Source organism: Paenibacillus sp. PsM32 (genome assembly GCF_030433815.1).
Lineage (GTDB): Bacteria > Bacillota > Bacilli > Paenibacillales > Paenibacillaceae > Saccharibacillus > Saccharibacillus kyungheensis.
Window position 1 is genome coordinate 1,242,003 of record NZ_JARUWY010000001.1, and the last position, 25,551, is coordinate 1,267,553.

27 protein-coding genes are annotated in these 25,551 nt (G+C 36.7%); 6 read left to right on the forward strand and 21 right to left on the reverse strand.

Annotated features, from left to right (window positions below; all coding sequences use genetic code 11):
• Window positions 1-164: 164 nt before the first annotated feature.
• The 5 genes from truA to QCD85_RS05505 all read right to left on the reverse strand — a co-directional run bounded on the left by truA (window position 165) and on the right by QCD85_RS05505 (window position 4,676).
• Window positions 165-911, reverse strand: coding sequence for a tRNA pseudouridine(38-40) synthase TruA (truA, locus tag QCD85_RS05485; protein WP_301261887.1), 747 nt, complete (start codon window positions 909-911; stop codon window positions 165-167).
• 201 nt (window positions 912-1,112) lie between these two features.
• Window positions 1,113-1,289 carry a hypothetical protein gene (locus QCD85_RS05490; RefSeq protein WP_301261888.1) on the reverse strand — a complete coding sequence of 59 codons (177 nt, stop codon included), beginning with the start codon at window positions 1,287-1,289 and terminating at the stop codon, window positions 1,113-1,115.
• Between the two features lie 137 nt (window positions 1,290-1,426).
• Entirely contained in the window at window positions 1,427-2,293 is an 867-nt protein-coding gene (locus QCD85_RS05495; protein ID WP_301261889.1) for an aminoglycoside phosphotransferase family protein, read from the reverse strand.
• A gap of 198 nt (window positions 2,294-2,491) precedes the next feature.
• Window positions 2,492-3,094 (reverse strand): hypothetical protein, encoded by a 603-nt coding sequence (locus tag QCD85_RS05500; protein WP_301261890.1) that lies wholly within the window; start codon window positions 3,092-3,094, stop codon window positions 2,492-2,494.
• Between the two features lies 1 nt (window position 3,095).
• Complete coding sequence (locus tag QCD85_RS05505) at window positions 3,096-4,676, reverse strand: glycosyltransferase family 39 protein (RefSeq protein ID WP_301261891.1); 1,581 nt, start codon at window positions 4,674-4,676, stop codon at window positions 3,096-3,098.
• A gap of 337 nt (window positions 4,677-5,013) precedes the next feature.
• Here QCD85_RS05505 and QCD85_RS05510 point away from each other — a divergent pair, with 337 nt between their 5' ends.
• Window positions 5,014-6,174: a leucine-rich repeat domain-containing protein gene (locus QCD85_RS05510; protein WP_301261892.1), complete on the forward strand. Its 1,161-nt coding sequence runs from the start codon at window positions 5,014-5,016 to the stop codon at window positions 6,172-6,174.
• Window positions 6,175-6,232: 58 nt separating this feature from the next.
• On the opposite strand, the gene QCD85_RS05515 is transcribed toward QCD85_RS05510, so the two are convergent.
• A complete protein-coding gene (locus tag QCD85_RS05515) occupies window positions 6,233-6,589 on the reverse strand; it encodes a hypothetical protein (protein WP_301261893.1) in 357 nt (118 codons plus the stop codon).
• Between the two features lie 235 nt (window positions 6,590-6,824).
• Here QCD85_RS05515 and QCD85_RS05520 point away from each other — a divergent pair, with 235 nt between their 5' ends.
• Window positions 6,825-7,340 carry a pyridoxamine 5'-phosphate oxidase family protein gene (locus tag QCD85_RS05520; RefSeq protein WP_301261894.1) on the forward strand — a complete coding sequence of 172 codons (516 nt, stop codon included), beginning with the start codon at window positions 6,825-6,827 and terminating at the stop codon, window positions 7,338-7,340.
• Between the two features lie 54 nt (window positions 7,341-7,394).
• Here QCD85_RS05520 and QCD85_RS05525 read toward each other — a convergent pair whose 3' ends face one another.
• The 4 genes from QCD85_RS05525 to QCD85_RS05540 all read right to left on the reverse strand — a co-directional run bounded on the left by QCD85_RS05525 (window position 7,395) and on the right by QCD85_RS05540 (window position 9,522).
• A complete protein-coding gene (locus tag QCD85_RS05525) occupies window positions 7,395-7,664 on the reverse strand; it encodes a hypothetical protein (RefSeq protein WP_274170924.1) in 270 nt (89 codons plus the stop codon).
• 42 nt (window positions 7,665-7,706) lie between these two features.
• Window positions 7,707-8,216: a DUF4279 domain-containing protein gene (locus QCD85_RS05530; protein WP_367317620.1), complete on the reverse strand. Its 510-nt coding sequence runs from the start codon at window positions 8,214-8,216 to the stop codon at window positions 7,707-7,709.
• Window positions 8,217-8,457: 241 nt separating this feature from the next.
• Window positions 8,458-8,793 carry a hypothetical protein gene (locus QCD85_RS05535; RefSeq protein ID WP_301261895.1) on the reverse strand — a complete coding sequence of 112 codons (336 nt, stop codon included), beginning with the start codon at window positions 8,791-8,793 and terminating at the stop codon, window positions 8,458-8,460.
• A 27-nt stretch (window positions 8,794-8,820) separates the two neighbouring features.
• A complete protein-coding gene (locus tag QCD85_RS05540) occupies window positions 8,821-9,522 on the reverse strand; it encodes a CPCC family cysteine-rich protein (protein WP_301261896.1) in 702 nt (233 codons plus the stop codon).
• A 130-nt stretch (window positions 9,523-9,652) separates the two neighbouring features.
• On the opposite strand from QCD85_RS05540, the gene QCD85_RS05545 reads away from it, so the two are divergent.
• Complete coding sequence (locus QCD85_RS05545; RefSeq protein WP_301261897.1) at window positions 9,653-10,525, forward strand: phosphotransferase; 873 nt, start codon at window positions 9,653-9,655, stop codon at window positions 10,523-10,525.
• 95 nt (window positions 10,526-10,620) lie between these two features.
• Here the strand turns inward: QCD85_RS05545 and QCD85_RS05550 are convergent, their stop codons facing one another.
• From QCD85_RS05550 to QCD85_RS05565, 4 genes are all read right to left on the reverse strand, one after another.
• Entirely contained in the window at window positions 10,621-11,181 is a 561-nt protein-coding gene (locus QCD85_RS05550) for an SF0329 family protein (protein ID WP_301261898.1), read from the reverse strand.
• A 130-nt stretch (window positions 11,182-11,311) separates the two neighbouring features.
• A complete protein-coding gene (locus QCD85_RS05555) occupies window positions 11,312-12,292 on the reverse strand; it encodes a tRNA dihydrouridine synthase (RefSeq protein ID WP_301261899.1) in 981 nt (326 codons plus the stop codon).
• Window positions 12,293-12,511: 219 nt separating this feature from the next.
• The gene (locus tag QCD85_RS05560) at window positions 12,512-13,492 is read right to left on the reverse strand and encodes a toll/interleukin-1 receptor domain-containing protein (RefSeq protein ID WP_301261900.1); all 981 of its coding nucleotides are present in this window, start codon (window positions 13,490-13,492) and stop codon (window positions 12,512-12,514) included.
• A gap of 243 nt (window positions 13,493-13,735) precedes the next feature.
• Window positions 13,736-14,710, reverse strand: coding sequence for a phosphotransferase enzyme family protein (locus QCD85_RS05565; protein WP_301261901.1), 975 nt, complete (start codon window positions 14,708-14,710; stop codon window positions 13,736-13,738).
• Between the two features lie 296 nt (window positions 14,711-15,006).
• On the opposite strand from QCD85_RS05565, the gene QCD85_RS05570 reads away from it, so the two are divergent.
• Together QCD85_RS05570 and QCD85_RS05575 are read left to right on the forward strand one after the other, a co-directional pair.
• Window positions 15,007-16,044 carry a S66 peptidase family protein gene (locus QCD85_RS05570; protein ID WP_301261902.1) on the forward strand — a complete coding sequence of 346 codons (1,038 nt, stop codon included), beginning with the start codon at window positions 15,007-15,009 and terminating at the stop codon, window positions 16,042-16,044.
• A gap of 281 nt (window positions 16,045-16,325) precedes the next feature.
• Window positions 16,326-16,580, forward strand: a complete 255-nt coding sequence (locus QCD85_RS05575) for a hypothetical protein (protein WP_301261903.1) — start codon at window positions 16,326-16,328, stop codon at window positions 16,578-16,580.
• Between the two features lie 814 nt (window positions 16,581-17,394).
• On the opposite strand, the gene rlmD is transcribed toward QCD85_RS05575, so the two are convergent.
• Window positions 17,395-18,921 (reverse strand): 23S rRNA (uracil(1939)-C(5))-methyltransferase RlmD, encoded by a 1,527-nt coding sequence (gene rlmD, locus QCD85_RS05580; protein WP_301261904.1) that lies wholly within the window; start codon window positions 18,919-18,921, stop codon window positions 17,395-17,397.
• Window positions 18,922-19,418: 497 nt separating this feature from the next.
• Here rlmD and QCD85_RS05585 point away from each other — a divergent pair, with 497 nt between their 5' ends.
• Complete coding sequence (locus QCD85_RS05585; protein WP_301261905.1) at window positions 19,419-20,249, forward strand: alpha/beta fold hydrolase; 831 nt, start codon at window positions 19,419-19,421, stop codon at window positions 20,247-20,249.
• Between the two features lie 204 nt (window positions 20,250-20,453).
• Here QCD85_RS05585 and QCD85_RS05590 read toward each other — a convergent pair whose 3' ends face one another.
• From QCD85_RS05590 to QCD85_RS05615, 6 genes are all read right to left on the reverse strand, one after another.
• Window positions 20,454-21,347, reverse strand: a complete 894-nt coding sequence (locus tag QCD85_RS05590; RefSeq protein WP_273614919.1) for a diacylglycerol kinase — start codon at window positions 21,345-21,347, stop codon at window positions 20,454-20,456.
• Window positions 21,348-21,370: 23 nt separating this feature from the next.
• Complete coding sequence (locus QCD85_RS05595; RefSeq protein ID WP_301261906.1) at window positions 21,371-22,138, reverse strand: sirohydrochlorin chelatase; 768 nt, start codon at window positions 22,136-22,138, stop codon at window positions 21,371-21,373.
• 5 nt (window positions 22,139-22,143) lie between these two features.
• Complete coding sequence (locus QCD85_RS05600; RefSeq protein WP_069327488.1) at window positions 22,144-22,434, reverse strand: YerC/YecD family TrpR-related protein; 291 nt, start codon at window positions 22,432-22,434, stop codon at window positions 22,144-22,146.
• A gap of 119 nt (window positions 22,435-22,553) precedes the next feature.
• Window positions 22,554-23,519: a magnesium/cobalt transporter CorA gene (corA, locus tag QCD85_RS05605; RefSeq protein WP_273614917.1), complete on the reverse strand. Its 966-nt coding sequence runs from the start codon at window positions 23,517-23,519 to the stop codon at window positions 22,554-22,556.
• A 143-nt stretch (window positions 23,520-23,662) separates the two neighbouring features.
• Complete coding sequence (locus tag QCD85_RS05610; protein ID WP_273614916.1) at window positions 23,663-24,664, reverse strand: inorganic phosphate transporter; 1,002 nt, start codon at window positions 24,662-24,664, stop codon at window positions 23,663-23,665.
• A 154-nt stretch (window positions 24,665-24,818) separates the two neighbouring features.
• Window positions 24,819-25,433 (reverse strand): DUF47 domain-containing protein, encoded by a 615-nt coding sequence (locus tag QCD85_RS05615; RefSeq protein WP_069327490.1) that lies wholly within the window; start codon window positions 25,431-25,433, stop codon window positions 24,819-24,821.
• Window positions 25,434-25,551: the final 118 nt, after the last annotated feature.

A 25,551-nucleotide genomic window follows, 5' to 3' on the forward strand; every position in this document is an offset into this window, starting at 1 on the left:
ATACAACTACTATTATCACTTTTAAAGACTTAGTAAATAATTAAAAAAAGTAGACCTTTTCAAGTCTACTTCCTTATTGTTATATAATATTATTTCTGCATTGTTTTATACGATTTTGGTGGAATGTCATATAAAGAAACTTGGTGTGGTTTTTAAATATTTATCTATTCTGACTTGAATTGAATATGCTCTAAATAAAGACCTTCTGCATCTGCCATACCACCAGTTTGTAGCTTTTCTTTCGATAACAAAATTGTAGGAATATCTGTTGCTTGCTTTTCCCCTAATCCTACTTCGATCAATGTACCGACCATTTTGCGTACCATATTGTACAAGAATCCATTTCCAGATACGCGGAATTGTACAAATCCGTCTACTACCTCGACATCTAATGTGTAAATGGTACGTAATGTATCTTTTTTCTTCGACTTAGCATTGGAATAAACTGCAAAATCATGTTCTCCCAAAAAGTGAGCGCAAGCTTCTTTCATCTTGGCGATATCTAGCTTTTTGGCAACATGCATACTGTACTTGCGCATAAACGGATGGCTGTATGCTTCGTTCCATATTTTATAAATATACGTTTTGTTGGTTGCATGATATCGTGCATGGAACCGATCATCGACTTTCGATACTTCTGTAATACTGATATCGGGCGGTAAATAATGATTCAGGAAGTTAAATATTTTAGACTCTGGCAAGTCTTCTTTAATTTTAAAATTAGCCACTTGATACAGCGCATGTACCCCTGCATCGGTACGGCTAGAACCTGTAATTTCGATCGGTTGATCGACCAGTACCGAGATCGCTTTTTCAATCTTGCCTTGAACTGTATTATCGCTATCTCCAAGCCGTTGCCACCCTTTATACCGCCCACCATCGTATTGGATGATTAATTTGTAATTGTTCATGTGTACTCCCTTTGTGTTGGATAAAATAATTACTTTGAAGATATCTACTGTATCATATTATGTATATTTCGTTTGGTTTTTAAATAATCGATTTTTAGTCTTCTATTTTTGTAGGTTCCCATGCGTATTTACAAGTATCACACCTAGAAATAATACCACCCTTTAGTATCATGATAAATCCGAGTAACGCTAATAGCCCGATTAAATAATGATTCCGAACGCTATAGGATGTTCCATTAACTGATGATCCACAAAAGCAGATATACCAAAACAAATTGCTGCACCAGAAAACAATAATGCGCAAGCAATTTCCCATCCTGATCCTGTAGTAACTTTTGCCGAACCGCATCTTGGACAACGTTCCCATTCATAAGCCATACTTCATTCCCCTAACATTGTATAATAGCTCTCCATAAGCGCTTGGCACTATAATGCGATCTAAAGTAATAAAAAAATGATTTTTACAAAGCAAAATATCTTATATTTATCTATTACGACATATGTGGCTGAATATTTTACACATCACAATTCCTTTCTGCCAAAAATGGATTGTTAGCTATGACTTGCTTTATATTCTGCTGCGCTTGTGGTTGTACCGTAATTCCGCCCTGACGAGCAAGTAATATCCACCGTAGACAGGCAAGCGCTTCAAATAATTGTAATTCTTTTTCAGCTATCGGATGTTCTGCTAGATAAGCATCACGAAACACTTGAGCATATCGTTCTGAAATATAGATTTTCTGCAAAGTGATCGACCAGACCGCATCATATCGGGCATCCCCTAATTGTCCATTTGTCCAATCAATAACGCTATACCGATCCTGCTTATTTAAAATATTTCCCAGATGAAAATCACCATGAATAATACAACTCTGCTCTAGCGTAATCATAGGCATAACCTGATATAGAATATCGCTAATATCTGTATACGTTGCTACGTCTGGAAAAAAGTAATCTACAAAATCGTATTTTGGCAGTAAAGCATATTCGCTTTCTGTAATCTCAACATGATGGATAGCAGACAATAAGGTAGCTGTCTGTACAATTTTCTTTTTGTTCATTTTGGTAAGTGCTGTTCCGTCAAATGTTGTTAGCAATACTGGATCTTGATCATCAAGCATCCCCCAACCCATCGGCTTAGAGACAGCGATCCCTTTGACAAAAAGAAACTGTAATAATTGATATTGTGCTCCCACATCCGGCTTCGCCTGTTGATTCCATATTTTCAATACCAAGTCACCTTCAGCATATGACAACTTGATCACTTGTGCTTCAAATCCTTGATCTAACGGATGCTCCGTTATCTCATATGCAGGTTGTAATAACGTATGTAAACTATTGTCTTGTTCATTCCATTGTATCGTGTGCAGAATATTAGCCAACAAGGTTCCTCTTTTCTGGCAATATGTACTACCTGTATTTTACATATATCTTATCATTTCTACAGATAGGATACATCTCAGAATAGGTAGCGATAATAATCTGCTTTAGCATAAGTATGTATCCCGAATTAGATATCTACTTTTTCATACAAAAAAGAGGAGCTTATCACTCCTCTCTTTAGCTATATCAGTTATCCATTACGAGTCCATCACACTGATTTTCTCCACAGTATTCGTATTACCTTTATACCAGATCATCAGAATCTGTCCTGCTTTGAGATTAGATAATTGAAGTGTCGTTGCTGTACGATTATTGTTAGTTTGTGGCATCATCGCTGTGATTTGAGATATGGGTACATTTTCACCTACAGTGATCGTTTTTTTCACTCCTGTACTGCTTATATTAGACGTGTTACCATCTGGTCTAGCTGTCGTAGGAGTAGGGTCGGTATTCGGTGTATTGATATTAGGTATGCTGTTATCAGGCATACGGTTTGAGCGTGGTGCAGTTGCATCAGTTGGGCTAGACATTGTAGCACTATGATCACTCGGAGGCGAAGAACGGCGCTGTGCCTGCTCCATCACATCGATTGTAAGCTGACTACCGTTTACAGACACTACTTTGCCTATCAGATCAGCATTTATCATTCCACGCATGGCATTACGATTGCCCGCGCCGCCCATTCCACTAGCATTTTTCAACGTAATCTGTTGCGCAGTAATCGCACTACAAGATGTTAGGACTATCATTCCACATATTAACAACATAAGAAGAGATACCGAATATTTATTTTTACGCATATTAAGACTCCTCTCGAACAGAAGTACGTAATCGTAAAAAGTCTTGTCGAATCAGCCATTGATACGTATCTTTGAAGCCCATATACGATAAAATAATCAGCAATGGATAGACAGGATAGATATATCTAGACTTAATTTCCCACAAAATATAAAAGCCTACAAATCCTAAAATGACTAGAATCAACGACATTTCATCAAATCGCTTCGCTCGTAGACTACCGATCAGACGAATTAAAATAAAGCAGTACATTAAGAAATTCATTGTATATAAGAGCCATAATATGCCACTACGGTAAGGTGAATTACCTGCAAATAGCTCGGTAGCAAATGTAGGATAACTATACCCACCCATAATAAAGCCTGTACGTGAACCACCTGAAGAGCCGTCGTTCCCTATACCATATCTTTCAATTTGGTACGTTCCTTCTGTCCATGTCCAGATAATTTTTTTATAATACATCGTGACAAGATCTGTTAAGCTTGCTGTCGATAATTTCTGCGCAATCGATTCTTTGAACAACTCTGTGCTTAGCGCTTTGTTATAATCTGCATCTCGCTGGTAAATATTATAACTTTCGCGGTTATCCCAGAATCCAAATGTTTTGAGGTTAATCCCCATATTCAGCCACATATAGATTGGTGCCGCATTGGTCGTAGTTGAAGTCTGCACTTTACCTGTTGCTTGTAACAGTGCATTTTGTGTCCAGCTCGGAATATTGAACAAAACAGCAAACAAACATAACGACAGCATAACCTTTTTCCAACCGATCTGCTTCATATGCAGCAGAAGTGAAATCACCATCGCCAGTAAAAAGATAATGCCTATACTTCTAAAATAGTTACCAATAGTCACTAAAATAGCGGCAAAGATTAAATATTTAACCGACTTTTCTTTCATAAAACGAATCCCAAAATACAGTGCCGACGTAAGCAATGTCGTCGCAATCACATCGTTGTAGATAAAATTGCTCATAAATAAAGCAGGAAGATATGTTGCGGCAAATACCAGTACTCCATAATCATGGCTTCTGGAATTGGGAGTAAGCTGTTTGTAGATTAGATAGATCATCAACGTTGTAATCAGAGCAAAAACAATATTGGCTACCTTAATCGTTACATAATTATCCGGGAACATCGCTAGTAGTGCTTCGATATACAACACAGTCGAATAATTAAATGGGAACATATGCAGATACCCGGTCTGATTAAATGTAGAATAATCGCCTTTATACAGCATATTCATCGCCAGTGAAACAACGGTCTGTGAATCATCTGTAGGCAAACGGGTAAACAGAAAAATAATGACCAACTGAATCGCACATGAACCTAGCAGAACAAGTGGAATCACGATCTGAGGACGATACTTGTTCAACTTTAAGCATAAACGGTACATGATCACACTGAATATCAGGAACCCAATAATCAATAATAGAAATGTACCTAGATGCTGTTGTTGCAACATCGGTGTATCTCCATACACCACATAATTATACTGTGCCCGAATAAAAAACGAAGAGGCAATAAACAAGCTGACAAAGAAAATCAATAAGAAATAAAACGTTTTTTGAATACCTTTCAACATTGAAAAACTCCTTTGCGGTAACATGGTAGTAGGCATACTAAAAATGCCAGCGATATTTCAAAAATTGAATGCAAACTGTTCCCGTTCCATTCGGTGTCATCTATCGCAAGCAAGTCTTATTCCCACTCAAAAATAGTGATATCCGCAATGTCGATCTACTATTTTTTGGTTTATCGGTGCTATTGGTAGCATACTTATTCTCTCTTTAGTTGCTTCTGGAATCTTATTATAAAGGGTCAACCTGAATTATTGATGAAAATTGAAGTCTGCTGTAGACAAATTTTTAAGTGTTCTCTTATAAATACTTATGTATTTTTAATCTTAAGGAGGTTTTAATATGAATTATGAGCAATCCAAACGTCATATTGTAGAACAAGCTAATCTATATATCGCTAATCACCGCCATTATAAATGGTTTCAACATTCCGGTTCGGTCTATGAGTTGGAGACACTTAAGTTATTAGATATTAAAGGCATTACGACTTTTGCTCCTTTAAAAGAATTTCCTTATCTTAAAAGTCTAGAATTCGGTACAACCAATAGCACATTAACAATTCCGGATCTGGTCGGTTTAGAGCAAGCCAGTCATGTAGAACGATTAGCTTTTATCAGCAAAACAAAGATCAAGCATAATATCGAAGTTATCGCCCAGCTCTGCAACTTACAATCGCTAGGATTATACAATGTACAACAGACGTTGCCAGCACATTTGCTATCTGAACTCACTTCTCTGCAATCTGTCAGCTTATCTAAGCACAATTATAATAGTTCAGCTTCTCTTCCTGCTTCTCTAGAAGAGATCAGTATCACTGTAGATGGTCTAGATACATTACCATCTATTCCTCCTGCAACTGGTGTAAAAAAAGTGCTATTAAACGGTAATCGTTGTCAGATCCATACACTTCATTCGTTTGCGATTTTTCCAAATGTGGAAGAAATCAAAATCACTGCTCCCAAAACCTTAACAGACCTTGCATATGTATCGAAGCTTCAGCGACTTAAAGTGTTAGATATTAACTTTGCACCTGTAAGTGATCTCACCGCTCTAGATCAACATCCAGCGATAGAAGAAGTAAGACTACGCGGATCATTGGTAGAACAACTAGATTCAATTACGAGTTGTCCTGCACTCCGAACGTTATATTTAGAAAAATCGAAGTTACAATCTATCGCAAATATACGTACTCAATTCCCCCAATTACAACAATTATGGATATGGGGTACAAAAGTGAAAGATTTAAGCCCTTTGACAGATATGAGTACTCTACAAAATCTAGATGTAACGATGCTCAAACCGAAGTCGTGGGACTTTTTAGCAACATTAACCGGATTAGAGGTATTGGATTTATGCAAAACATCTTTTGCTGATCCTCAGTTGTTGTTGGAACTTCCGAATTTGAAAAAAGTAAGGTTAGCCAATAGTGCTGTAGATGCAGAATCGGATGCTTATCACGCATTGGAACATGTTATTTTGGCGCGAGGTGGGGTTATTACATAAGAAACGAATGTGATGGTTATTCTGCTTCATATGCAGGGATATACATGTATTCAAATAATCAAAGTAAAAAATATAACTCTGGAAATTTGTATTTATAATATTCTGTGCCTTGCTTCTTCAAAAAAATATAAGGTGGTCTATCTGGTGTTTTTCTCGCTTTCATTAATTGGTCTTTGTATACTCCATCTCCATATACGAATTTTTCCATATAATTCGGTCCATAATCAACTGTACCCATGTAAGAAAGTTGATAGCCTCCATAAGCTTTTACTTGTGGTGCATGAGCCATTATTCTTTTTGTATTGGCATACAAACCTACTTTATTATGAGAAGCTAAACTGATTTCGGTACCAACATAGATAACCAATATACAACAAAATCCAAGAATCCATTTTAATTTTCGATATCTTTTCATATATATCTCCATTTCTATTTAATTTTCCTACAATCTTATGGAATTAAACTTGTACATATCAATTTATTTTACAGTATTATACTCTGATTATATTTATATAATAAATTATTTGATCTAATTGTTTATTGAGTATCATTTTAATTGTAACTCTACCGTTTATCTACATCGACTTATGTGTAATGGTTAGCAACGTTGTTTATACACATTTCAACGATTAGGAAAGGTGGGAAATGATATGTCTGAACATTTAACTACAGATCCAGAAGCGATTGAAACGGTCAAAGAACTGATTAAAGATATTGATACCGCTATGCTGACTACAATTTCGGGAGGACGTCTGGTATCCCGTCCGATGAAAACACAAGAAATCGAATTCGATGGCGATCTATGGTTCTTAACGAAAAAAGATACATCCAAATACGAAGATATTTTACAAGACCCTCGTGTTAATGTATCGTATGCGGGCAAGTCTTATGTATCGATTAGCGGTACTGCTGAATTCGTCGATGATCCTGCTCGTAAAAAAGAAATGCTTAATAAAATCATCGAAAAAATTCTGGATACATCTCCAGACGATCCTAACCTAACATTGATCAAAATCTATACCGAAACCGCAGAATACTGGGAAAGTGGCAGTGCGATCAAAATGGTCACTCATTTGCTCAAAAAAGCAGTCGGCAAAACCTCTGATCCAAAATCCGAACCAGGATTGAACGAGACGGTAGATTTGAGTCACGCTCCTAAGAGTTAATAAAGAATAAACAGAGCCACCTTGCAGAAAGTATGCGAAGTGGCTCTTTTTTGCTTATTCTATATTTTTATCATACATGTCAGCAAGAGTTTTAACGTTTAAAGGTGGTTCAGGTCTGTCTGCACAATAACAACAATGATCGTCTCCACATGTTGGCTTGATCCATTGATTACAATAAGGACAGAAGTCATTATCATATTTATCGTAATAAATAACGATTCCTTCACATTCATGACACATCTTATTTGGAACAACTGCTCCACCAATATAGAAATAATTATCAATAATGATTATGCGTTCTTTTTCTTTTGTTCTTATTTTCAACAGATCACCTATAGTACTTTTTATGTGTAAACAAGCACTTTATTATAAATCATTCTCATACGGATTGGCATACAAATCAATAGAAAATTCCGCTCCTATAGCTGAAGCAAACTGAATAACTTCTTTTTCTAAAACCAACCCAGGCGTATAACCTTGTTCTATAATAATAACGATAACAAATATGCACTCCATATTATATCTACTTTTTAGTTCATTTATGTTTGTAGTTTTATCTTTTAATTGGAGAATGATTTGCTGTAATTGTTCGTTAACATCAAAAGATTCCTGATTGCCTGTATCAATTTCCCAACTTGTATTTTTTCTATAGCGAACTGTCGAACGATTAGGGATAACATCACCTTTATTATAAGTTATAGTAGGTATAATATTTAAGTTCTCTGTTACATCATGTACGGAAAAATAGTCACCATACAAACTAAAATAAGTCCTTACTGTAGTTTTGTTTATCTGACTCATTCCTTTTAATAATTTATGTATTTGTCTTATACTCTCCGATCCAAACATCCCCCATTTTAATGCTATACAATACATTTTCATCATTCTTAGATTGTATAATCTCTTGCTTATACGCTTTATTTTGAATGCATTTAACCTCTTTCTCTGTTCTAAATTCTAATGCAATATCTTCATTCAGTTCAGATAATGAATAATAGTCTGCTTCTATCGCAAGTTGCCACTCAAATTTTTGGATATATAATGCTTTTCCATATTGATATACAGGAAAATCTTTTTGAATAGGGCTGAGGTCAAAGGTATGATCATAAAAGTGAAGCTATTCTCGAAAAGCGACAACGATTTGTGAAGAGATAAAGTTAGGATCATATAACCATATTTTCAAATAAAAAGGCTCATTTAGTAACTTCAGTTGCTGATACCAAGATTCGTATACTTCGATCATGGCTCCAAAGATTAATCTAGCATACCAGACTGGTGGATTGCGCTTAGTTAATTGATAAAAAGGATTGATCCATAGCTTTACATAATCTCTATGATGACGTTCCAATTGTTCGATATCTAAATGAATATAGCGTTGTTTCCAATCTTCAATCTGTTTTATTCTACGTTTCCATCCACGAATTTTCTTTTTGTTGTAATCCAAATTAGGCATAAACTCTCCTTGTCTATCTAATTGGTGTTAAAGAGCAAACATTTTAATATCATCCAATGCGGAATCAGCATGACCTCTTACAATTTCACTCTCATCTTGCAATCCAGTATCTACAATAGGCAGTACTAATTCTTTATCTATCATTCCAAATCGTCGTGCCAGATGACCAAAACCTAGTATAGCGACTCCTCTTACATTGTCATGAGGATGCTGACTGTATTGAATCATCGTATCTTGGATAAACTCCGGATCGTCTACATATAACGCTAAAGAAACTAATCCCCTAACAATAGCATCAGGATCATCAGAATAAATGAATGTAAGCAATTCTTTATGATTTTCTAAAATATGATTATCGTACATGCCATGTTTGTAAGAAATACAATTTAATTCTTGTTCAAGCCTATTGATATTTTCCCATATTTGCGAATCCAATTTATTATTTGAAGTTTGCAATTTCTCAAATTCATGAATTGCATCTTTTTTAATACGAAGCTTTGTCTGATTTTTAATGGATTCAGAGTTTGTTTCTCTGTACATTGTATAATTGTTTTTAAAATTATGTCTTGCTTCTGTTAATGAATAATCTCTATTAGGACCGCCTTTTACTTGATCTGCATCCAAATCGTTTTGACCATCATCTTGCCAATTACATAGCCAGCAAATATCGTGTCTTCCTTGTTCGTCTAGTGTAAGATAACCACAACAAGGGCATTGAAATGTATTCATTTTGCACCTACCTTTTAAAGATATAAACATTTTGATGTACTGAAAACATATTCAAATACTTAATGATCAACTATTATACTTTATTTTGAAGCTAACTATATTGATAACAAAATTTTAGGAGGAAATAAAAGTGACACACAAGCAAGCTATAGCTATATATAACATTATGAACCATCTTCATCATCTAAATATCATTGATTCCAGAGCCACACTTGAGGATCGTAAAATGAATGGAACTACAGACGGATTGGTATATATGCTTACTGTTAACGAAGAACCTACATATGTATTAAAACTCGATAACTCTGCAAATATATCTATAGTAAATCAATTTCATTCCACGTACCCAACTAGATCCATTCTACCTAAACTGTATTATACCGATCCTGCTAACGCATTTATCTTATATTCGTATATCAAAGGAACAACTCATTATCATCGGGGTGCAAAAATCAATTGGCTTTCGCTGTTGGTCACAGAGCTTTTGAATCATTATCAACTAGAGGAATCTACTGAAAAATGGGGTAGATTAGTAGATCCTTGTCATTCTTGGCGTGAATTTAATGAGCGAGGTATAGAAGGTGCTCGAAAAAACTTGGACAATCTTTTACCGACAGAAGATTATGATAAGGTACATTCTTTACTTGAAGACACTTCTAATGTGAGTCAGAAATACTTACTACATGGTGATGCTGGTGTACATAATTTTGTATTTGATCAATCTTCACTAACTGGTGTGATCGATCCTTCTCCTGTTGTTGGGCCGATTATCTATGATTTTGCTTACGCCTTTTGCTCATCACCTGACGATCTGAACTTAGAAACGTTATTCACTGCTTTTGATTTGCTACATGATACATCTATCAGCCAATTGAGACTTATTCAGGAAGTGATTCTTCAACTGTATTGTAGAATAGGCATCTGCGCTACCGTTCATCCTCATGATCTGGAAGACTACTTAAAAGCTTGGGACGATTGGAAAGTTCTTATTCCTTCGCTGTAAGTTTTAAAGAGAGGTTTACGTCCTCTCTTTTGCTTTTAATAATACGATATATATTTTGAAATCATTTATTCAGTAACTCTTTTTACATTATTTAATTAAAGGCGCAACTCGTGGAAATACTGCACAATAGGATGCTTTAATTTAACACTGTCTGACATACTCACAATCCGCTTCTTTCCTACTCTTCGATCCACCAAAGCCAAAATGTTTAGTAAGATATCCTGACTTTCCAGACTCTCATCGATCGGTGTGGCTAAGAATTTGGTCGCGGTCGCTGTAAAGTTCGATTTACTAAGTGCAGTCTGCGCGGATAATAGTTCTTTGGCAAGTCCGTTCATTTTGCGATTACGTGCCATGACGTGAAGACGATCTTCGGGAACAGCTCCATTGGTTTCTTTACGAAGGGCTTCGATTTCTTCTATGCTGACAGGAATACGCAGATTGGGATCGTTTTTAATTTCTATTTCACTCTGGTACCAAGTGATTGGACTGGTTTTGTCGTTCATATTAAAGATGTTCTTCTTATCCACCGTGATATAGCAGTTGCCTGACTTGCCGGTTAGATAGCTGTAACTGGTTGCTCGGTATTCTACTTTTCCTTGTAGTGATGGAGCGAGAAAACCTTCTAAATTTTGCTTCAATTTACTCCAGGACATAGTTCCTCCTATATTGTGAAAGCCTGACGACCAGTTGAATGGCTGTCAGGCTTTATTTGTATATCTGTACTACATACTAAAATATGTGCATACGATATTCAAAAAAATCTCTTGCATCATTATATCCCTACTATACTTCCACACTGTCTACTTGCTTTGCTGTAAATTCATCAAGCAACGCCCGCACTTCACTGGTATTCTTGGCGCTCATCAATTCATTTCTTAACTCACTAGCTCCACGAAATCCACGAACATAAATCTTGAAAAAGCGAGGCAGTGGCTTGAACGAACGAGGTTCGATTTCCGAATATTTATCATGTAAATCCATGTGTATTCTTAACAGATCAAGCAATTCTGTACTACTGTGCTCTCTGGATTCCTGTTCAAACGCAAACGGATTACTGAATATTCCACGCCCGATCATCACACCATCTACACCGTACTGCTCCACTAATTTTAAGCCAGCTTCCCGATCAGCGATATCGCCGTTGATCGTAAGTAGCGTATGCGGTGCAATTTCATCGCGTAGCTTTTTGATCTCTGGAATCAGTTCCCAGTGTGCAGGAACTTTGCTCATTTCATCTCTAGTACGTAAATGAATCGACAGATTCACAATATCTTGCTTGAAAATATGGGTAAGCCAATCCCTCCACTCGTCCACTTCTGCAAATCCAAGACGTGTTTTGACACTGACAGGCAGACCACCTGCTTTGGCTGCTTGAATAATCTCTCCTGCGAGTTCAGGACGACAGATCAGCCCGCTTCCTTTTCCATTCTCGGCTACATTCGGTACAGGGCAACCCATATTGATATCGATCCCTTTAAAGCCTTGCTCTGCCATACCTATACTCATCTGCCGAAAAAACTCAGGCTTGTCTCCCCAGATATGAGCCACGATCGGCTGTTCATCCTCGGTAAACATCAACCGTCCACGCACACTATGATGCCCTTCAGGATGACAATAACTCTCCGTATTCGCAAACTCGGTAAAAAACACATCCGGTCTAGCCGCCTTACTCACTACATGACGAAACACCACATCCGTCACATCCTCCATCGGAGCCAGTATAAAAAACGGCTTCGGTAAATCACGCCAAAAATTGTCTGTCATGTTAAAAATCCTTTCGTTCTATATGAGGAATCAGCTTTATCCTATATTGATCAGGAATTCCACCTCAAAATTTCATGTGATAATTAAATAAAAATACGTATTGTGCAACATCATTTTTACGAAATAAGTTCATTAACCTAAAGCTATTATACTAGATTACGTCAAAAAAAGAGAGGTTATTCCTCTCTTTACTATTTTCGAAATAGATTTTTAATTAAATTACCTTAAATGAGGTAAAACATTAGAACTATATATTTCAGTGATTACTTCGCTTAATGTCATATTCTTATTTGATTGCATACTAGTCATTACCATTGGCATAGAAAATGTGAATTTATTATCTTCTGATACCCCTAACAAAATAAAACCGTTAGAACTACTATCATCATTTATATCTAAATAAGTTCCATTATAATATTGAATTGTTTTTATAGAAGAACCAAGAGAAGAACCTAACCATAATTTCAATTGATGAACTAGTTTACCGTTTATATAAAACTCATAAATAATTTTAAATGAATTAATTTTATTTTCTTCAAATTCAAATCCTGTATTTTCTTTACTAAAATTATTAAAGATTTGAGTTAATTGTTTAATAATTTCATGAAATGATTCATTAATGTGTTTATTTTTATCCAAATCACTTACCTTGTTAAGACTAGGTATTTTATAAATAGGATTAGCTTGAACATTCGATCTCTCAGGGACTTTGGGTTGTCTAACTCTCTTTTCTCCAACTTCTCCAATATCATATTTCGGAGTTTTTTGTAAACGATATATTAAGTCATCCAATGAAGATTCAAAATCATCACTTGAAAAATCAATATAATGATATCCTTTCAAATAGAATGGAATCTTTTTAGGACTAATATCAGGTTGTTTCATTACTACTATTATTTTATCTCTATTTTCGTTGATAATTGATAAAAGTAACTCAGTTTCATATCCCACTCCGCCAATAAATTCGTCTGCTTTTTTTGTATAATTTTCTGTAACCACTATAATAATGAAATCATCATTTTGAATGTGTTCAACCATCATACGATTTAAGTTAATCGTTTTTTGCGATGTAATATACTGATCATATGTAGCATTATAGCCTTCATTGCGTAAACGTCTTACTAAATAAGCCACCCATTCCTGATGTTCTTGAGAATCCCAACTATAACTAACGAAGATATTTTCTTTATTTTTTTCCATCTTATATACCTCCATCATTAACTAATTATCAATAAGTAGTTGTTCAAATATAGATTGAATTTATTCGTTCTTATGGAGTTTTTATTTCTTTGATTTTAAAAAAAGACATAGCAAATTTGCACTTATGATAAGTTTTAAAATAGATAAGGTTATTTACACTATGAGATAAATTATTAATCATCTCAAATAAAACAAGATCCACCCAATATAATATCAGGTGGATCTTGTTTTACTTTGCTCCATCTATTCTTGAAATCCATCTCTCAAGCGATCTCTTGCACGAACGAGCTTAATCTTCAGATCATCAAGCCAATGCGGTGCATCTACTATATCCGAGCCTTCTAATGTCCATAACAATTTCGAAAATTGATACAACTTCATAAACCTTTGGAAATACGGAAATGCTGTCACATCCTCATCACTTAGCGGACGGATCGAATGATAACCTTCTAAGAATGACTTCACTAGCGAATGATCCACATTCATATCATCGTCCAAAAAATCATCCAGAGCTGTAACAATATCATGTGCATACCAGCTATATACCGCATCATCAAAATCAATAACATTAAACGAACGGTACTTCTCTTCATAAAACAAGTTGTCTAGCTGAAAATCATAATGAATCAGACCATAATTACTACTTGAAATAGGCAAAGATTGAAGATATGCCGTAAGCGTCTTCAATTCTTGTATAGCTTCTTTCTCATTCGGATAAGATTGTAATATTGTATTTATTTTCTGTAGTATATCCTGCCAGTCCCATTGTCTGTTAGAACTTGAATCATATAATTCAGATAACTGATGCAGAGAAGCAAGTGATTTGCCCCAGTCCTCACATTGCACTGTGGTAATACTTTCATCTAATCCAGCACCTATAGCTGCCTGAAATACAACCGCAAAATATGCTCCTTCTGGATGCTGTACCGTTTCTATATACTTTCCATTAACAGAAACAACAGGAACCACGCAAGGATAGTCATTCGATCTCAAATATTCCATAAATGCAAGCTCATCTGTAATCTGTTCGATCGAACTTTCTTGCTGATCACTGAATCGTAAAAAGTACTTTTCTTGCTTATTCTCAAACGCATATACAAAGTTAGAACTGGCACGCCAGAACATTAAGCTTCCTTCGTCATGCTCCCAATGTTGTATAAGACTTTGGGCAATAGTATCTTCAGACAGACCTCTAACCATATTGCTTAACTTCATCATTTCGTTGTTTTCCTCCCGTTAGATAAGAGAGGACTACACTTCACTAAGAGGCTAGCCTTCTCTTACCTATGTAATTTGGATGATTAACTCTTTTCAAAAATCATCACTCCTTCCATGATTGGAAATAACCTGCACGTATAGGTTACCATAAAATGGAATGAAAAATGAAGCTTCAGGAAATTTAAAAAAGATAACATTTTGATATTATCCACGACTACAAATTTGAAATAAGATTGTTCTTATTAAAGTAGGATTGTATGATAACACTGAGAAATAATATATTGGGAGGAAGAACAATGATAAAACCTAAAAGACTTAGGTCTGGTTCGAAAATAGCGATAATTTCACCTTCAGCTGGTCTACCTTATTTGTTTCCAGAGATTTATGAGCTTGGTATAAAAAATCTTCAAGACCACTTGGGATTAGAAATTATTGAGATGCCAACCGCAAGAATGTCCCCAGATGATTTATACAACAATCCCCAAATTCGTGCAGATGATATAAATAAATGCTTTGAAGATGACAGTATAGATGGCATCATCACTTCAATTGGTGGCTATGAATCGGTTAGAATACTGCCATTTTTAGATACCAAGACAATATTAGCAAACCCCAAATTTATCATGGGTTTTTCAGACGCGACTACTTTTTTAACTTATTTAAACCAATTGGGTATGGTCACTTTTTATGGACCTTCTGTTATGGCAGGTTTAGCCCAAATTAAAAGCCTTCCATCCGAATATACTGAACATTTAAAAGCAATTTTATTTAAAGATAGTTTTCCTTATACATATTCTTCATTTGAGAAATGGACTAATGGATACAAAGATTGGAGCAATTTAGAAACGCTAGGTGAGTGTGAAGAGTTTCATCATAATGAGACTGGATGGACATTTTTACAGGGAAGCTCCACTAAGCAAGGGTATTTGTGGGGTGGATGTATCGAAGTATTGGAATTTACAAAATCAACTATCTATTGGGCTAAGGAATCGTTCTGGGAAGATAAAATCTTGTTTTTCGAAACTTCAGAAGACAAGCCTTCCCCTATGCAAGTTGGTTACATGTTACGGAATTATGGTATGCAAGGAATCTTTTCAAAAATTAAAGGAGTCATTTTTGGAAGAGCGAAAGATTACAGTGAAGAAGAGAAACTAAAACTTAATGAGATAATTGTGGAAATCATACAAGGGGAATTTGGTGCAAGTGATATTCCTATAATCGTTGATTTTGATTTCGGACATACCGACCCCAAATTAATTTTACCGCTGGGGTGTCAAGTAGAGTTAAATCCCATAACAAAAGAAATAATTTTGTTAGAAAGCCCATTCTATTGATAAATGCTAAAGCGAAAAGTTTGCTAAATAATCAGACGACCGCCTGAAATCTACATAGCGGTCGTCTTTTTGTTTAAGATTTAAAATGGTATGTTAAGAGACATAATAAAAAAGGAGTTTAATCGCCCCTCTTTCTTACATCTTCAAATACACAAATGTTAAAAAATATATGATAAAATATGAATCATTAATTAAGATAAGAACATAGCTTTCTAACTTTGCACACCTAGTATATTTATATGCAATTAAATCGCCTTTAAATAACTAAAAGGAGAAATCAAATGACGAATAAAATGCCCCTGATTGATTATAACAATCATGTATTAGTACGTGTAGAACTTGGAGGCAATCCTCTTAAACCAGGACATTTACTTGTAGCGCATGAATTTTGGACAAGTAAAGATGAGTTTGAAGAAAGTTTGAACTTATCAGATGAAGAACTAGCAGAACATGATGGTCCTCCTAAATGTAGAGTAGAGTTAGGAATGACTGATGAAGAAGCTATTACTCTCTTTAAAAAATTAAATGGAATATAAATAATAAACGCTTCGTATAATAACGAAGCGTTTATTATTTAGTCAAACAAAATTCGACAAACAACTTTTGTTAAAAAGCTAATTCTCTTTAAAAGAATTATTCATCTGTTTATCAATCTAAAAATATGAATTGATCTTAAATAATAAGTATATTGTATTTTAACGAACTCCGACCTATAAATTTAATGGATCCTCCTTAATCGACAATATTCATTAATAATTCCTCTTTTCATTATAATAAAAAGGACTCTATTAGCTATATAAGCTAACAAAGTCCTGGACTCTTCCAAATAAAATGAATAGTACTTTCTTTGGCTTTAGTCTCTTGGTTTAACACCTTCCAAATTACAGAAGGTACTCAACCAAAGTACTAAAATCTCATTGTACTATTAAGTAATAGTTTTTCCAAAAAATAATAGAACTATGAAGAAAAACAAAGTACATAGAGCTACACGAAGTATGCTTTTCATTCTGTGAAACACCTCCTTCACCTGAAGAAGTTCTTAATAAGAATACATTGGAAAAAGTAATAAAGCAATATATAAAGTAACTTTCATATACAGTTAAATTTCTTTATAACTTAATTAAGAAAATATATTTTACAATACATATAATTCTTATAGGTTATTTCCAAATCCCACAACAAAGTAGAAACTTTAGTAAAAAAACTCCCTATTATCATAAGGAGTTTTTTTAATTCTTATAATCTTGATCATACTAAAAGCAATATATCAGTATGCGTAGAAAAATAAGCATCATGGTCTAAAGTGTCCTTCTAATTTAGCTATAACTTAAAGCATTTATCTATAAAGATTTAGAAATTTGTGTTATTTTTAACCAACACCGCTACACTCTCCACATGTACAGTATGCGGGAACATATCAACCGGCTGAACTTCCACCGTCACATACCCACCATCTTCCAGTACACGCAAGTCTCTCGCCAGTGTCGCTGGATTACACGACACATACACCACACGCTCCGGCTGCATAGCTAGAATCGTCTCTAACAACCTCGGATCGCATCCTTTGCGTGGTGGATCGACGACGATCACATCTGGTGTAATGCCATTTTCTTTCCAACGTGGAATGACATCTTCCGATGCGCCCACTTCAAATTCTACATTCGTCATTCCGTTCAATACTGCATTAGAACGAGCATCTTCGATCGCTTCTTTCACAATCTCCACCCCATACACTTGCTTCGCATGTTGCGCCAAAAAGAGTGAAATCGTTCCTATACCGCAGTACGCATCAATAACTGTTTCTTTCCCAGTCAGTCCAGCATATTCAACGGTCTTGCTATATAACACATCCGTCTGCACCGGATTCACTTGATAAAAAGAGCGAGCCGATATCGCAAACTTCACATCACCGATATAATCGTGGATCACTTCGCGTCCCCATAATACTTTGGTGGTATCGCCGAAAATAACGTTCGTGGTCTTGGTATTTACATTCTGGCAAATACTGACCACTTGTGGCATTTCGAGACGGATACGGTCGATCCATTCGCTTGGGCGTGGTAGACGTTCTCCGTTAGTAACGAGGACGACCATCATCTCACCTGTACGGAAGCCGACTTTGACGACCACATGGCGCAATAGACCTGTGCCTGACTCTTCATTGTATGCAGATACTCCTAGCTCTTTGCCGATCTGTTTCACTTTAGCGATCAGTTCATCGTTGCGTGTATCTTGAATGAGACAGGTATCCATATCGATAATACGATGACTGCCACGCGCGTAGAAGCCAGCAACCAATTGACCGTTTATTTCACTGATTGGCACCTGCGCTTTATTACGATAACGCCACGGTTCAGTCATTCCTAGTGTTGGCAGTACTTTGATCCCTTTATTTTCGGATTCGTTCTGTGTATCTTCGTTATGATCGAGATCAAGCTGAACCTGCTCGTCTACCGTTACATTCAGCTTACCGATCCGTTGTAAATTATCTATCACATGCTGACGTTTCCATTCCAATTGAGCGTCATAACTCATATGTTGTACCTGACAGCCACCACATTGATTATAGATCGGGCAAGGGGCTTCTACGCGATCTGGGCTCGCTTCTAGGATAGCTGTCATTTTGGCATAACCGTATTGTTTTTTCGTTTTGAGTACTTTGGCTTGAATCTTTTCACCCGGTAGAGCGCCTTGAACGAACAATGTATATCCTTCTGCTCGACCTACGCCTTCTCCGTCGTGATTCATGCCGATAATCTCTAATTCCAACTCGTCATTTTTGGCAACAGGCAAGTTCGCCAGCGCAAGAGCTGTCGCTTGACTCGGTTGTTGCCGGTTGTTGCTATATTTTCTGCCGCCTCTGCGGTCTTTACTCATCTCATTTGGCTCCATTTCTTTATACACATGACTGCATTTCATTAATTGCTCAAGTTTATCCAACATCTCAATTCACAAATACATTGTCCACTACGAATGGACATTCCGAAGAACAATTCCTCTAAAGATTGTATAGAAAATTACCTATACTTACAATAACTATCCGTGTTTTTTCATAGAATATTTAACAGTTCTATCTCAACAAGCTCCAATTAAAAATAGTTCATGTGCACATACCAATTCTATTATAACGCAATAGTACTTCTACAGGAGATGTTAGGTTCATTTTAAAATAACGATTAGAATGTATATTCCCCTTTGATCTTGTCATGTAAAAGTGATCTCTGTTAAAATTTATATAGCATTTAACGGTTATATATACACAAGTTTTAACCGTATTGGCGAACAGATATAGTATAAGCAGATGAAATCATATCTGTTTGTGCGAAGAGTACTTGCTATACATATAACAATAGCTTCGGCAAAAGGAGTACATGATGAAAGCGACGATTAAAGATATTGAACTGGATTACGAAATGTTTGGTGAAGGTACAACGATTTTATTTTTACATGGCAATGCTCTGGATAAAATAAGTATGAAGCATTCGTATGAACCTATTTTTCAAACGATCTCTGGATACCGACGTATCTATGTAGACTTACCCGGTATGGGCGATTCTCACAGTAGTCTGTCGATCAACAGCACTGATGATATGTTAGACATCCTTCTAACCTTCATCCAGCAGGTAATTGGTCATGAAGATATTCTATTATTTGGACATTCCTACGGGGGATATCTAAGTCTGGGCATTATGAATCAACTGCAAGATCGGGTCAAAGGAGCCTACCTTACTTGCCCTGTTGTAATTGGACAATTTGACCAACGGCGAGTTGAGCAGCAAGTTCCTATCATAGAAGAAGAGGTTCATACAGATACAAGCAACAGTGAATATCAGGATTACTTGAGTATGAATATTCGGATTAACCCTAAGACATGGGAGCTGTATCAACAATTGATTGTTCCAGGAGTACGCCGGGCAGATCATGACTTTATGGATCGGATTCAGCGAGAAGGTCAACAATATTATCGTTATGCATTAGAAGAGCAACTTTCTTTGCATGATGACACTGTTCTGCATGTATTGTTAGGCAAAATGGACAATGTGGTTGGTTATCAAGATCAGATTGATTTCTTTACGAAATATCCTTATTCTACCACCACTATCTTAGGAAATAGCGGTCATAATTTGTTTATTGATGTAGCCGAAGATAATCATGAATGGGTTACACATTTTTTGAACAAAGTAAATCAACAATCTTCTAATTAGTATGACGTTCTAAAAGAATCGGAACAAACGATCATTTGCTCTGTAAAAATGAAATGGTATCTGATTATGCTAGGAAAATTAGTACTGGTTTTGTTATCGCGCCCAGCACTTATTATATGAACATAAACGTTATAGCTAATATGTAGCATTCAAAAAAGCGCCTATTTCCCAAAGGAAACAGGCGCTTTTCAACGTTGAGATCGTTTATTTCAGATCCGAGAATACTTGTAATTTCTGTGGCAAAATCTCAAAAATCCCCGGTAATGATCCACCGAGTTCACCGTCTAGATTAATTTGTACATTATTACTAGGCGCTTCAATCTCTAAGCGATTGGTTTGGAAATAAATAATCTTCGGATCGTTAAGATGTTCTCCACGAGCGGCAATAGAGATTAAGCGAATAAATTCGGCGATATTACACTTTTTAACACCTATAAAATCAAATAATCCATCATCTATTCGTGCTCCCGGCGCTAACTTTTCAAATCCACCGACTGAATTGGTATTAGCAACTAGAAAAATCATAAATTCTTCGTGCAGCGGTTCTTGCCCGGCAGCTGTAATTTTTAATTCGGTGGGTGTTAAGTTAACGACTTTCTCGATGCCTTTCATATAATATGCCATCTGTCCGATCATCGTTTTGAGTCGACTGGGTACTTCATAAGTCAGCTCGGTCAATGATCCTCCACCAGCAATATTAATAAAATAGCGATCGTTAAAGCGACCCACATCGATCGGTCTCGCATTCTGACGAATCACCAGATCGCAATAATCTTCCCAATGTCTCGGTACGCCTAAAGCACGCGATAGATCATTGGTTGTACCTAGTGGAAATACGCCAAGTGGCGGTGGATTATCATATTCAGCCATGCCGTTAATGACTTCATAAATCGTACCATCGCCACCAGCGGCAATAATTAATTCATATCCATCTTCGATCGCTTTGGCGGCTGAAATGGTTGCATCGCCTTCACCTGTTGTCGCATGACAGCTGGCTTCGATACCGCCTTTGTCTAACCGATCCAAAATATCCGGCAAACGGCGCTTCATTTCCTCCCGACCTGAAGAAGGATTATATATCAGTCTCGCTCTTTTCATTCCATCATGCCACCTAATATGAATTATGTTGTTATGAGTTGGTTCAACAGTGACTGAATCTGACGCTCCATCCAGTGAGATAACAGTGGATGTGGCAACAATGCTGTACCTGCATATTCATAGCTTAACCCTTCCACACGCCCCGGAATCACTTGATTCAGGAATATCCCTTTGCTTAGAAAAAGTGGCGCAATCAGCACTTTATAGCCGCGTGCTGTCCATTCTTCTGTTTTGGCGCGCAGACTATCTGGATTAAGTAATGCGTAGTCAGTATGAGCCACTTCACTAACCTGTCCTACCCGCTGAGCTAACGAAGAAATACCTTTCTCCCAGCGTTGTCTGAATCCGTCATGAATACTACCGTGACCGACGACTAACACCACTTCATTTTCAGGTGTAACCGATAAATCTTTCACTTGATCCCAGACCATCCGAGCGATATCTTCATCATCGTCGGCTGGATACCCGAAATGAACATTCGCTTGAATCGTAAAAGGTTCCAGATCGGTCTCGCGATCAGGAGTTTCTTTGACACCCAAAGCATACGCAATCTCATCCATATGTGTACTACCAGAGGACACAAATAGCGGAACAACCAAAAGATCGGTTACCCCTTGCGCTTCCAATTCATCGATTCCATCCTGAATAAATCTTCCCGGAACATTGTCCAGGAAGACTGCATTTACAGGTAGATCGCTTGGCAGATGAATATGAGATACCGCTTCATCAATCTGCTCCATCCAAGACGTTTCCGGCGAACCATGACTAATTATTAATACACCGGGCTTCATAGAGATTACCTCCCTAGACGTTCCAATGTCATTTTGTATCCATCATTACCATAATTCAGGCAACGTTTTACACGAGAAATGGTTGCTGTACTTGCACCCGTTTCTGCTTCGATCTGATTATAAGTTGAACCTTTACCTAGCATACGTGCGACTTCAAGACGTTGTGACAGCGACTGAATCTCATTAACTGTACACAAATCATCAAAAAACACATAGCATTCTTCTAAATTTTTTAGTGTCAAAATCGCTTCGAATAATTGATCAACACTTTTATCATCAAGTTTTTTAAGTTGCACGATGTGATCATCCCCTACTACGGTTACTGTACCTACATTGTATAGATTACTGGTTATTTTTTCAAGCATTAACGATGTACAGCATTACAGGATACCAGATTTTGTTTGAGCAAAAACAATTATTTAAACCATCCACGCTTTGTAAAAGCAGTCATCATGCCTGCTCCCAAAGCAAACATCAGCAACAATACACCGAAATAGCCATATTTCCATTTAAGCTCTGGCATATTTTCAAAATTCATACCATAAATTCCGGCTATTAACGTCAGTGGCATAAATATAGTCGTAATCACCGTTAACGTTTTCATAATCGTATTCATTCGATTGGAATTAAGTGAGATATAACTATCCCGTAGATCAGATGTCATTTCACGATTAGATTCAATCATATCAGACAATTTGAGCAAATGATCATAAATATCGCCAAAATATGAGTGATGCTGATCGACTTTCTGAATATGTTGTGAATTAATAACACGATACATCAGATCACGCATCGGAATAATAGTACGTCTTAACTTCAGTAGACGAGAACGTAATACAAATACTTGAGCTAACAGATCATCAACCGGTTCATCTGGTCCTGTATTTTCAAGTTCATTCAATTCATCTTCAATCTCATACACACAGGGGAAATATTCATCAACAATTTTGTCTGTCACGATATAAGCCGCAGCAATAGGGCCGTTCGCCCATTTGGGACGATTGCCTTGCTGACTGTAACTAATAATTCGTTGCCATGCGGATTCGATTTCTCGTAGATCGCTATGATGAAATGATACCAAAAACCGATCACTGACAAACAAATCGACTTCTTCGACCAGTAATGTCTCAGGATGCATCGCATGAAGAACAAGAAATTGCACATCTCCATAGTAATCAATCTTCGGACGTTGAAGCACATGCAGACAATCTTCTACAGCTAATGGATGAAAATGAAAAAAAGTACTTAACAACTTGGACTCTTCTTCAGTAGGCTGATTAAAATCTACCCAGTACCATAAGTAATCGCCAGACTCTATCTCTTCTAACTGTATATTCTGTACAATATCATGTTCTTGAGTAACACCGATAATGCGAATCATTGACCACGTTCACTTCCTTTGTATCAAATATAGACGGATCATCTGCGAGAACGTCCATTGCTATCCCTATTTTACTTAGAATCGCACAAAAAACCGCCGTTCGCAAGAAACGGCGGAAGTGATCTATCATGATCCGATTTATATTAGAACAAATCGAATAATACTTTGAAAATAAGGCCAGATAATACAGCTGCAATTGGAATCGTAACGACCCATGCAATCACGATACGTCCAGCAAGTCCCCATTTTACTTCGCGGAAGCGCTTGGCAGAACCTACACCCAGAATAGCAGATGTAATCGCATGTGTTGTACTTACAGGTAAGTGAGTCAATGTTGCTGTAAAAATAACCGATGCTGCTGAGATATCCGCTGCAAATCCGTTAATAGGCTCGATTTTGAAAATTTTGGTTCCCATTGTTTTGATGATTTTCCAACCACCGACAGAGGTTCCAAGAGCCATCGCAGTTGCCGCTGAAATTTTAACCCATAACGGTACATCCAGATTATCTTGTACACCAGCTGCTACAAGAGCAAATGTAATAATACCCATCGCTTTTTGCGCATCATTTGTACCATGTGTAAATGATTGAATCGCTGCTGTCAAAATTTGCATCGTACGGAATCCTTTGTTAACAGTATGCGGGCTACGTTTGGCAAAAATCCATTTCAGAATCGTCATCACAATATAACCAATCGCAAAGGCAATCAAAGGAGACAAAATCAATCCTTCTACAATCTTGATAAATCCGCTCCAATTCACAGAACTTGAACCTGCTCCAACAAATACAGCTCCTGCTAGTGCACCAATCAAAGCATGTGAAGAAGAAGAAGGAATCCCGAACCACCATGTTGCCAAGTTCCAGATAATTGCAGCAATCAGTGTCGCAATAACGATCTCTATACCGTTATCCAAAGTTGCTGGATCTGCTACACTACCACCTATCGTTTTGGCTACGCCTGTGAACGTGATCGCTCCCAGAAAGTTCATCACTGCCGCCATCAAAATCGCTGTACGTGGCGGTAACGCTCGAGTAGAAACCGATGTAGCAATTGCATTTGCTGTATCATGGAATCCATTAATAAAATCGAACGCTAAAGCCAAAAATACGACGATAGCCAGTATCCATATTGAGGTTTCTACCATATCATTCATCGCCCAGATGGATCTCTTGCACTCCAATCAAGAGAATCTGCGCAATCCTACCTCCTTAGTTATCTGTTACAGATTATTGCATCTCTGCATATTACATCCATCTATACTCAGCAAAATGGATCATATGCGTATCTTGTAAGCAATTTTAGGAATTGCGCATAATAATAGATTCGAGTCTATTCGCTACATCTTCGCAAGCATCAGTCGTTGTTTCCAAACGCTCATATATTTCTTTTTTCTTAATAAGTTCGATCGGGTCTTTTACTGTGGCAAACAAATCTTTAATACAGTTACGCAATACGTCATCACCCTGATTTTCCAGATCGTTCAGACGAATCGTGTGTTCACGAATAGCCAACAGTTTTTTATGAGACAACAAGTGAATAGCTTTTTGAATTTCATAAGCAGATTCACGCAAAATTTCAGCAAATTGAACAATATAGTTATCCGGCTCAGTCATATGATACATATCAAAACGAGAAGCACAAGCTTCCAGACCGTCTAATACATCATCCATCGTTGTCGTCAAATCCATAATATCATCACGCTCAATAGGTGTGATAAATGTTTTGTTCAGTTCGGTAATAATGGTGTGCGTGTAATCATCACATTGATTCTCGTAAATCTTCATTTGCTTCGTAAACTCTGGAATATCCTTCAAGTTAGGTACTTGTTCCGCAAAGTAATCTGCAGCCTGCACAATTGCATCTGCCATGTTCTCCAGCGTTTGAAAAAAGATATCCTTTTTCTTAACACGCATTTCTATAACCCCTTTTCGAAATTTTGCCGAAAAATGTCGTAAATTAGAATTATGAAAACAAAATGATTTCATAACAACCTTTGTTATCTTATCAATCTGTACATAGGTTTGTAAAGAT

Coding starts and splice junctions, on each gene's coding strand:
- truA (WP_301261887.1), bottom strand. CDS start 911: ATGAACAATTACAAATTAATCATCCAATACGATGGTGGGCGGTATAAA.
- QCD85_RS05490 (WP_301261888.1), bottom strand. CDS start 1,289: ATGGCTTATGAATGGGAACGTTGTCCAAGATGCGGTTCGGCAAAAGTT.
- QCD85_RS05500 (WP_301261890.1), bottom strand. CDS start 3,094: ATGCGTAAAAATAAATATTCGGTATCTCTTCTTATGTTGTTAATATGT.
- QCD85_RS05505 (WP_301261891.1), bottom strand. CDS start 4,676: ATGTTGAAAGGTATTCAAAAAACGTTTTATTTCTTATTGATTTTCTTT.
- QCD85_RS05510 (WP_301261892.1), top strand. CDS start 5,014: ATGAATTATGAGCAATCCAAACGTCATATTGTAGAACAAGCTAATCTA.
- QCD85_RS05515 (WP_301261893.1), bottom strand. CDS start 6,589: ATGAAAAGATATCGAAAATTAAAATGGATTCTTGGATTTTGTTGTATA.
- QCD85_RS05520 (WP_301261894.1), top strand. CDS start 6,825: ATGTCTGAACATTTAACTACAGATCCAGAAGCGATTGAAACGGTCAAA.
- QCD85_RS05530 (WP_367317620.1), bottom strand. CDS start 8,216: ATGTATTGTATAGCATTAAAATGGGGGATGTTTGGATCGGAGAGTATA.
- QCD85_RS05535 (WP_301261895.1), bottom strand. CDS start 8,793: ATGCCTAATTTGGATTACAACAAAAAGAAAATTCGTGGATGGAAACGT.
- QCD85_RS05540 (WP_301261896.1), bottom strand. CDS start 9,522: ATGAATACATTTCAATGCCCTTGTTGTGGTTATCTTACACTAGACGAA.
- QCD85_RS05550 (WP_301261898.1), bottom strand. CDS start 11,181: ATGTCCTGGAGTAAATTGAAGCAAAATTTAGAAGGTTTTCTCGCTCCA.
- QCD85_RS05555 (WP_301261899.1), bottom strand. CDS start 12,292: ATGACAGACAATTTTTGGCGTGATTTACCGAAGCCGTTTTTTATACTG.
- QCD85_RS05560 (WP_301261900.1), bottom strand. CDS start 13,492: ATGGAAAAAAATAAAGAAAATATCTTCGTTAGTTATAGTTGGGATTCT.
- QCD85_RS05565 (WP_301261901.1), bottom strand. CDS start 14,710: ATGATGAAGTTAAGCAATATGGTTAGAGGTCTGTCTGAAGATACTATT.
- QCD85_RS05570 (WP_301261902.1), top strand. CDS start 15,007: ATGATAAAACCTAAAAGACTTAGGTCTGGTTCGAAAATAGCGATAATT.
- QCD85_RS05575 (WP_301261903.1), top strand. CDS start 16,326: ATGACGAATAAAATGCCCCTGATTGATTATAACAATCATGTATTAGTA.
- rlmD (WP_301261904.1), bottom strand. CDS start 18,921: ATGAGTAAAGACCGCAGAGGCGGCAGAAAATATAGCAACAACCGGCAA.
- QCD85_RS05585 (WP_301261905.1), top strand. CDS start 19,419: ATGAAAGCGACGATTAAAGATATTGAACTGGATTACGAAATGTTTGGT.
- QCD85_RS05590 (WP_273614919.1), bottom strand. CDS start 21,347: ATGAAAAGAGCGAGACTGATATATAATCCTTCTTCAGGTCGGGAGGAA.
- QCD85_RS05595 (WP_301261906.1), bottom strand. CDS start 22,138: ATGAAGCCCGGTGTATTAATAATTAGTCATGGTTCGCCGGAAACGTCT.
- corA (WP_273614917.1), bottom strand. CDS start 23,519: ATGATTCGCATTATCGGTGTTACTCAAGAACATGATATTGTACAGAAT.
- QCD85_RS05610 (WP_273614916.1), bottom strand. CDS start 24,664: ATGGTAGAAACCTCAATATGGATACTGGCTATCGTCGTATTTTTGGCT.
- QCD85_RS05615 (WP_069327490.1), bottom strand. CDS start 25,433: ATGCGTGTTAAGAAAAAGGATATCTTTTTTCAAACGCTGGAGAACATG.